This is a genomic window from Polaromonas sp. P3_C2 (assembly GCF_056402675.1).
Genome location: NZ_JBFUGX010000150.1, coordinates 1 through 7,702, shown reverse-complemented (window position 1 = coordinate 7,702; position 7,702 = coordinate 1). Strand labels below are relative to the sequence as shown.

The window sequence follows — 7,702 nt, the reverse complement described above, 5'->3', positions numbered from 1 at the left end:
GTACGGTGAAGTGCAGGTTCTCAATAACTGCACCACCAGCATCAAGAAGGGTGAAGTTGTTGTGGTCTGCGGCCCATCGGGCTCGGGCAAATCCACCCTCATCAAGACCATCAACGCGCTGGAGCCTTTCCAGAAGGGCCAGATCTTTGTCGACGGCAAGGCTGTGCATGACCCCAAGACCGACCTGCCCAAGCTGCGCAGCCGCGTCGGCATGGTGTTCCAGAATTTCGAGCTGTTCCCGCACCTGAGCGTGACCGAGAACCTGACGCTGGCGCAGGTCAAGGTACTGGGCCGCAAGCCCGACGAAGCCAAAAAGCACGGCCTCAAATACCTGGATCGCGTGGGCCTGATGGCGCACAAGGATAAATTCCCCGGCCAGCTCTCCGGTGGCCAGCAGCAGCGTGTGGCGATCGCCCGCGCGCTCAGCATGGACCCGATCGCCATGCTGTTTGACGAACCCACTTCCGCGCTGGACCCGGAAATGGTCGGCGAGGTGCTGGACTGCATGATGGGCCTGGCCGTCGAGGGCATGACCATGATGGTGGTGACCCACGAAATGGGCTTTGCCAAAAAAGTGGGCAGCCGCGTGATTTTCATGGATGTCGGCGGCAAGATTCTGGAAGACTGCTCGAAGGACGAGTTTTTCAGCCACCCGGAAAACCGCCAGGCGCGCACCAAGGATTTCCTCAACAAGATCCTGGCGCACTGAAAGCCCTGCGCTCCAAAAAAAGCCCCGAATTCCGGGGCTTTTTTCATGGCGGCTCATGATGGGCGGGTGGTGCGACCAATGCGACAATTCAGGCCATGACTTCAGCCACCCGCACACCCGCCTCCATCCTGACCTCCGCTCTGACCATTACCCGGCCCGACGATTGGCACCTGCATGTGCGCGACGGCGAGGCCCTGCACACCGTGGTGCCGCACACGGCCGCACAGTTTGGCCGCGCCATCATCATGCCCAACCTGCGCCCGCCGGTGACCACGGCCGCCCAGGCGGCGGCGTATCGGGAGCGCATCCAGGCCGCTGTGCCGGCCGGCGTGCAGTTCGAGCCATTGATGACGCTCTACCTCACCGACAACCTGCCACCCGATGAGATCAAGCGCGCGAAAGACGCCGGTGTTGTGGCGCTCAAGCTATACCCGGCCGGCGCCACCACCAACAGCGATGCCGGGGTGACCGACCTGCGCAAGACCTACAAAACGCTGGAGGCCATGCAAAAAGAAGGCGTGCTGCTGCTGGTGCACGGCGAGGTCACGTCATCCGACATTGACTTGTTCGACCGTGAAGCCGTGTTTATCGATACGCAACTCATTCCGCTGCGCCGCGATTTCCCTGAGCTGAAGATCGTGTTTGAGCACATCACCACCCGCGAAGCCGCCCATTACGTGCGTGATGCCGGCCAGTTCACGGGGGCGACCGTCACCGCGCACCACCTGCTCTACAACCGCAATGCCATTTTCACGGGCGGCATTCGGCCGCACTACTACTGCCTGCCGGTGCTCAAGCGCGAGACGCATCGCCTGGCATTGGTAGAAGCCGTCACCAGCGGCAACAACCGCTTTTTCCTGGGTACTGACAGCGCACCGCACCCCGCGCACCTCAAGGAGCACGCAACGGGCTGCGCAGGCTGCTACACCGCCCACGCCGCCATGGAGCTCTACGCCGAAGCCTTTGATGCGGCCGGCGCACTGGACAAGCTTGAGGCATTTGCCAGCTTCAACGGTGCCGATTTTTACGGCCTGCCGCGCAATACCGGCCGCATCACGCTGAAAAAGGAAAGCTGGCACCCGCCCGAGAGCTTTGCTTTCGGCGAGGCTGAGCTCAAGCCTTTGCGCTCAGGTGAAAACCTGCCCTGGAAACTGCACACTTCAGAAAGCCCCTGATGGACCACAAGCCGCGCGTTGCCCTGCTCATTGACGCCGACAACTCGCCGGCGTCCAAGATCGACCTGATCCTCAACGAGTTGTCGACCTTCGGCGAAACGAACATCCGCCGCGCTTACGGCAACTGGAAAAAGAATGAACTCAAGGGCTGGGAAGAGGTGTTGCACGAGCATGCCATCCGCCCCATGCAGCAGTTCGACTACACCAAAGGCAAGAACGCCAGCGACATGGCCATGGTGATCGACGCGCTGGAGCTGCTCTATACCGACCGGCCCGATGCCTTTGGCATCGTTTCGTCGGACGCAGACTTCACGCCGCTGGTCATGCACCTGCGCGCCAAGGGCGCGGCGGTCTACGGCTTTGGCGCGCAGAAAACGCCGGAGCCATTTGTCAATGCGTGTTCGAGATTCCTGTTCCTTGACAAGCTGCGCCCCATCGCCGTCAGTGATGCGGCGGGCAGTGCTCACGGAGACAGCCGTGACGATGGCGAGGCGGTTGCCGCCGCGCCCCTCAGGGCAACACCCGCCCAGCTCAAGCAGGACGCCAAGCTGGTCATGCTGCTGCGCAACGCCGTCCAGGCCGCAGCCGACGACGAGGGTTGGGCGCGCGTGGGTGCTGTAGGGACGCAAATCGCCAACCAGGCCTCGTTTGACCATCGCAACTACGGCTATGCCACGCTGACCAAGCTGCTGGTGGCCACCCAGCTGTTTGACATCGCCGACGAAGGCAAGTCCACCGTCGCAGTGCGCGACAAGCGACTGAACAAGTCGGCCCGGGCCTAGGGGGCCTGCAGGTGCGAGTCGCTGCAGCCCTGCAGCCAGCGCCGGCCCTGCCGATGCCGGCATGGAACCAGCCTTGGCTGCAACCCTGGCAGGAGCCCGGCGAACGTGTGGCCCAGGCCGTAGCGGCGGGCACTGCGCTGCACGAGGCCCTGAATGCCGAGAAGCGTGCCCCGATGCGCTTTGTTCCCCAAAGCGCATTGCCCGCCGGCGAGGCCTACGAGAGCTTTATTTTCAGGACAGGTGAATGCCCGACCCGCGAAGGGCCGCATGATTTTTTCAATGGCCTGTGCTGGATGCAGTTCCCCGAAACCAAAAAGAAGCTCAACCAGTTGCAGGCTGCGGAAATCGCGCAGGCCGGCGTGCAACAGGTGCGCGGCCCAGTCCGCGACGCGCTGACGCTCTTTGACGAGAACGCTGCTTTCCTGTCGGCGCCGCAACCCTTGTGGGACGCGCTGGCGGCGCGGGACTGGCAGCTGCTCTTTGTGGGTTTGCGCCCACTCTGGCAGCAAGCCCGGCTGGTGCTGTTTGGCCATGCGCTGCTGGAGAAACTGATTTATCCACGAAAACCGATCACAGCCCATGTGTACCGGGCGCAAGCAGCTATCAATTCAATAGCAGATCTGGACCACTGGATTGCCGCGGATCTGAGCGCTGACAAGCTGGCCGGCAAGCCYTTTTCCCCTTTGCCGGTGCTGGGCGTGCCCGGCTGGTGGCCCGGGAACGAGAACTTTTCCTTTTATGATGACTCCCTTGTATTCCGACCGCCACGGCTGCAAAACAACAGATAGAAATCAGCCACGGGCTTGCGGCACAGCTTGAACTGCGCTGGCAAGCCCTCATATCCTGCGCAAGGCGGGCTTTTTTTACCGACCCCACGGAGAACCCATGAAACGTATTTTTCTGTTTGTCCTGACCAACCTTGCTGTCGTGGTGGTGCTGGGCATTGTCGCCAGCCTGCTTGGCGTCAACCGCTTCCTCACGGCCAACGGGCTGAACCTGACCGCGCTGCTCGGCTTTGCGCTGATCATGGGCTTCGGCGGTGCCTTTATCTCGCTGCTGATCAGCAAACCCGTCGCCAAATGGAGCGCCGGGGTGCGGGTGATCGAGTCGCCCCAAAATGCCGACGAGGCCTGGATTGTTGAGACCGTGCGCAAGCTGGCCGACAAGGCCCAGATCGGCATGCCCGAAGTCGGCATTTTTGAAGGCGCGCCCAATGCCTTTGCCACCGGCGCATTCAAGAACTCGTCTCTGGTGGCCGTGTCCACCGGCCTGCTGCAAGGCATGACCAAGGAAGAAATCGAAGCCGTGCTGGGCCATGAGATCGCCCACGTGGCCAACGGCGACATGGTCACCATGACGCTGATCCAGGGCGTGATGAACACCTTTGTGGTTTTCCTCTCGCGTGTGATCGGCTACGCCGTCGACAGCTTTTTGCGCCGCGGCAGCGACAGCAATTCCGGCCCCGGTATCGGCTACTACGTCAGCACCATCGTGCTGGACATCGTGCTCGGTTTTGCCGCCGCCATCGTCGTGGCCTGGTTCTCGCGCCAGCGCGAGTTCCGTGCCGACGCCGGCGCCGCGCAGCTGATGGGCCGCCGCCAGCCCATGATGAACGCGCTGGCACGTCTGGGCGGCATGCAGCCCGGCGAACTGCCCAAGGCCGTGGAAGCCATGGGCATTACCGGCAGCATCGGCAAGCTGTTTGCCACGCACCCGCCGATTGAAGAGCGCATCGCGGCCTTGCAGAACGGCCAGGCCTAAGCACCAAAGGGCGCCCCGCACAGGGCGCCTTTTTTTTTCATGAAATTTCAAGGAGCGCGAACATGAAAAGCTGGATCAGGCAGAACCGCAGTTTTCTGGTGTTGCTGTTGTTGTTCGGGCTGTTCCGTACCGCAATCGCGGACTGGAACCCCATTCCCTCGGGCTCCATGCGGCCCAACCTGCTTGAAGGCGACGTCGTCTTCGTCAACCGCCTGGCCTACAACGTCAAGATTCCGCTGACCGATACCGTGCTGGCGCGCACCACCGATCCGCAGCGCGGCGACGTCGTCACTTTTTCCTCGCCGGTGGATGGTGTCCGTCTGATCAAGCGGCTGGTGGCTGTGCCGGGCGACGTCGTGGAAATGCGCGACAAGGTGCTCATCATCAACGGACTGTCAGCCCGCTATGAGGCGCTGGACACGGTACTGGAGCCGGCCGGGCCGGTTGGCGTGCTGGTGGCCACGCACGTGAAGGAAGCCACAGCCCAGGAGCAACATGAAATCCAGTGGCTGGCCGGTGTGAAGGCCAAGGACAGCTGGGGACCGATCACGATTCCCGCTGATCAGTACCTGATGCTGGGTGATAACCGCGACAACAGCGCAGATTCGCGCTACATAGGCCTGGTGCCGCGTAACCTGCTGATCGGGCGTGCTGAGCGGATCCTGGTGTCGGCGGACATCCTGGAGAAGTGGCAACCCCGCTTTGAGCGTTTCGGCCGCTCGCTCTATTGATTTGCTGATTGACTGAGGCTGCAGTGGGAGCCTCAGGCCTGGCGGCTTCGCTGTACCCGCTCTATGGCTTGTGCCACTTCCGCCAGGTCCAGACCGTACATCTCGGCAAATTCCGCCGCCGTTTTCCCACTGGCCTCAAAGGCGCGCATCAGTGCTTCGCGTTTGGCGGTTTGCTCGGCCATCTCCGCAAAAGCCTCCTCCTGCAAGGTGTTCGACACCTCATCCTGCGTGCGGGTGCATTCCGCGTACTCTTCGCGGCTCAAGCCGGATGCTTCAATGGCCTCGATGAGGCGCATACGCACTTTGGGACGCAGGTCTTCCTTTGAACGCGCCTGGCGCCGCCGGAACACCTCCATGATCGCGTGGTGCACATGCTCGGGCGCCACCGGCTCGACGGGCTCGCCCTGCAGGTTGTGGCGCGGGTGGCCGGCCGCCACGCATTCGAGGTAACGCGTGGAACGGGCATGCAGGCCCAGCGCCACTTTCAGTTCGTCGCGCTTGAACGCTTCGGGGTTTTCCGCCAGCAGGTCCTGGAAAGCGCCCAGCTTGAGCGGCAGGAACTGTGCGCCGAACATTTTTGGGTAGAGCTCGAACAGCTTTTCCAGCACGGGGTGGACTTCGCGTGGGCGCTGCTGTTGCTGCTGCGGGTTGGCCGGCCGGGGGCGTTTGGCACGTGGGGAGGGTGTGGTGGTTTCGGTCATGTGTATGGGGTGAAAAGATGGTGTGGCGGGGTGTTCAGAAAGCTCAGCGGGGCCTGAACATGCGAAAGAGGTTGTCGGGGGTGACGGCGAAATAATCGGCCGGGCCACCGCCGCGAAGAATCGGCTCGGCAGCCGCCGTGTCGTAAATGCCGTCTTTGAGCAGATGCCTTGCAATGTACACGCCGACGACTTCACCCAGGACCAGCCAGGTGGGAACCGGCACGCCGTTGGCGCCCTGCAACTGCAGGATTTGGGTTAACTTGCACTCAAAAGAAACCGGGCTTTCCTGTACGCGCGGCACGGCAATGCGTTGCGAGGCCACGGGCGTGAGGCCGGCGAGCTCGAACTCGTTGACCTCGGGCGGCACCATCGCGCAGGAGCGGTTCATGGCCTCGGCCAGCGCCCGCGTTGCCAGGTTCCAGCCGAACTCGCCGGTTTCGCGGATGTTGTGCAGGCTGTCTTTGGCGCCAATGCTGGCGAAACCGATGATGGGCGGCGTGTAGTTGAAGGCATTGAAAAAGCTGTAGGGTGCCAGGTTGAGCTGGCCCCTGGCGTCCTGCGACGAAATCCAGCCAATGGGGCGTGGCCCCACCATGGCATTGAAGGGATCGTGCGGCAGGCCGTGGCCTTTCGAGGGCTCGTAGTAGTGAAAGTCCTGGCCCATCACGCGGCCATCCGTTGTTGTTCGGCATCCTGCAGCACGCTGCGCGCCAGGGCCTCCGCAACCTTGATGCCATCCACGCCGGCCGACAAAATGCCGCCGGCGTAGCTGGCGCCTTCGCCGGCCGGGTAGAGGCCGCGCACGTTGACGCTTTGCAGGTCTTCGCCGCGGCTGATGCGGATCGGCGAGGAAGTGCGCGTTTCCACGCCGGTCAGCACCGCGTCGTGGGTGTCAAAGCCCTTGATTTTTTTGCCGAACACGGGAAAGGCTTCGCGCATGGCCTCGATCGCATACGCAGGCAGGGCAGACGACAGGTCGCCGATGGTCACGCCCGGCTTGTAGGACGGAGTGATGCTGCCCAGCGCGGTCGAGGGGCGGCCCGCCACGAAGTCACCCACCAGCTGCGCCGGCGCCTGGTAGTTGCTGCCGCCCAATACAAACGCGTGTGATTCGAGCTGGCGCTGTAGTGCGATGCCGGCCAGCGCGTCGCCCGCCTCGAAGCCGGGGTAGTCGCGCGGGTCTATGCCCACCACGATGCCGGCATTGGCGTTGCGCTCGTTGCGCGAGTACTGGCTCATGCCGTTGGTCACCACGCGGCCGGGCTCCGAGGTGGCGGCCACCACCGTGCCGCCTGGGCACATGCAAAAACTGTAGACCGAGCGGCCGTTGCTGGCGTGGTGCACCAGCTTGTATTCCGCCGCGCCCAGTGAGGGGTGACCGGCATGGCGGCCCCAGCGCGCGCGGTCGATGATGCCCTGTGGGTGCTCGACCCGAAAGCCGATGGAAAAAGGCTTGGCCTCGATGTATACGCCGCGCTCGTACAGCATGGCGAAGGTGTCGCGCGAGCTGTGGCCCAGCGCCATCACCACCTGGTCGGCGCGCATCTCGTGGCTTTGGCCKGTGGCCTGGTCCAGTACCGTGAGGCCGCGCAGCTGTTTGCCTTGCGGGCCGTCCTCGATCAGCACGTCGGTCACGCRCTGCTCAAAACGGATCTCGCCGCCCAGCGCGACGATCTGTGCGCGCATGTTCTCGACCACCTTCACCAGCTTGAAGGTGCCGATGTGCGGATGCGCCTCGAACAGGATGTCGGCGGGCGCGCCGGCTTTCACGAATTCGTTCATCACCTTGCGGCCCAGGTGGCGCGGGTCCTTGATCTGGCTGTAGAGCTTGCCGTCGGAAAAG

At 63.1% G+C, this 7,702-nt stretch carries 9 protein-coding genes; 6 read left to right on the top strand and 3 right to left on the bottom strand.

Translation table 11 applies throughout. The features are described from left to right. From AC1DWI_RS08580 to lepB, 6 genes are all read left to right on the top strand, one after another. Positions 1-709 (top strand): amino acid ABC transporter ATP-binding protein (locus AC1DWI_RS08580; protein WP_477724673.1); only part of this gene is annotated, 709 nt, incomplete at its 5' end. 95 nt (positions 710-804) lie between these two features. Beyond that, complete coding sequence (gene pyrC / locus AC1DWI_RS08575; RefSeq protein WP_477668422.1) at positions 805-1,884, top strand: dihydroorotase; 1,080 nt, start codon at positions 805-807, stop codon at positions 1,882-1,884. After that, positions 1,884-2,666, top strand: coding sequence for an NYN domain-containing protein (locus tag AC1DWI_RS08570; protein ID WP_477668421.1), 783 nt, complete (start codon positions 1,884-1,886; stop codon positions 2,664-2,666). Before pyrC ends, AC1DWI_RS08570 begins: the two co-directional genes overlap by 1 nt. Positions 2,667-2,719: 53 nt before the next feature. Further along, positions 2,720-3,454, top strand: a complete 735-nt coding sequence (locus AC1DWI_RS08565) for a DUF3025 domain-containing protein (RefSeq protein WP_477668923.1) — start codon at positions 2,720-2,722, stop codon at positions 3,452-3,454. Positions 3,455-3,551: 97 nt separating this feature from the next. Then, on the top strand, positions 3,552-4,427 hold the full coding sequence (gene htpX, locus AC1DWI_RS08560; protein WP_477668420.1) for a protease HtpX: 876 nt from the start codon (positions 3,552-3,554) through the stop codon (positions 4,425-4,427). Between the two features lie 62 nt (positions 4,428-4,489). Then, positions 4,490-5,158 carry a signal peptidase I gene (gene lepB / locus AC1DWI_RS08555; protein WP_477668419.1) on the top strand — a complete coding sequence of 223 codons (669 nt, stop codon included), beginning with the start codon at positions 4,490-4,492 and terminating at the stop codon, positions 5,156-5,158. A gap of 32 nt (positions 5,159-5,190) precedes the next feature. Here the strand turns inward: lepB and AC1DWI_RS08550 are convergent, their stop codons facing one another. The 3 genes from AC1DWI_RS08550 to AC1DWI_RS08540 form a co-directional block, all read right to left on the bottom strand. Next, complete coding sequence (locus AC1DWI_RS08550) at positions 5,191-5,859, bottom strand: ProQ/FINO family protein (protein WP_477668418.1); 669 nt, start codon at positions 5,857-5,859, stop codon at positions 5,191-5,193. 43 nt (positions 5,860-5,902) lie between these two features. Beyond that, a complete protein-coding gene (locus AC1DWI_RS08545; protein WP_477668922.1) occupies positions 5,903-6,523 on the bottom strand; it encodes a flavin reductase family protein in 621 nt (206 codons plus the stop codon). Then, the coding region (locus AC1DWI_RS08540; RefSeq protein ID WP_477724672.1) for an NAD(P)/FAD-dependent oxidoreductase at positions 6,523-7,702 on the bottom strand (1,180 nt) is incomplete at its 5' end. The genes AC1DWI_RS08545 and AC1DWI_RS08540, both read right to left, overlap by 1 nt.

Bases quoted from the DNA above. Each gene is read 5' to 3' on its own strand.
- pyrC (WP_477668422.1), top strand. From the start codon at position 805: ATGACTTCAGCCACCCGCACACCCGCCTCCATCCTGACCTCCGCTCTG.
- AC1DWI_RS08570 (WP_477668421.1), top strand. From the start codon at position 1,884: ATGGACCACAAGCCGCGCGTTGCCCTGCTCATTGACGCCGACAACTCG.
- htpX (WP_477668420.1), top strand. From the start codon at position 3,552: ATGAAACGTATTTTTCTGTTTGTCCTGACCAACCTTGCTGTCGTGGTG.
- lepB (WP_477668419.1), top strand. From the start codon at position 4,490: ATGAAAAGCTGGATCAGGCAGAACCGCAGTTTTCTGGTGTTGCTGTTG.
- AC1DWI_RS08550 (WP_477668418.1), bottom strand. From the start codon at position 5,859: ATGACCGAAACCACCACACCCTCCCCACGTGCCAAACGCCCCCGGCCG.
- AC1DWI_RS08545 (WP_477668922.1), bottom strand. From the start codon at position 6,523: ATGGGCCAGGACTTTCACTACTACGAGCCCTCGAAAGGCCACGGCCTG.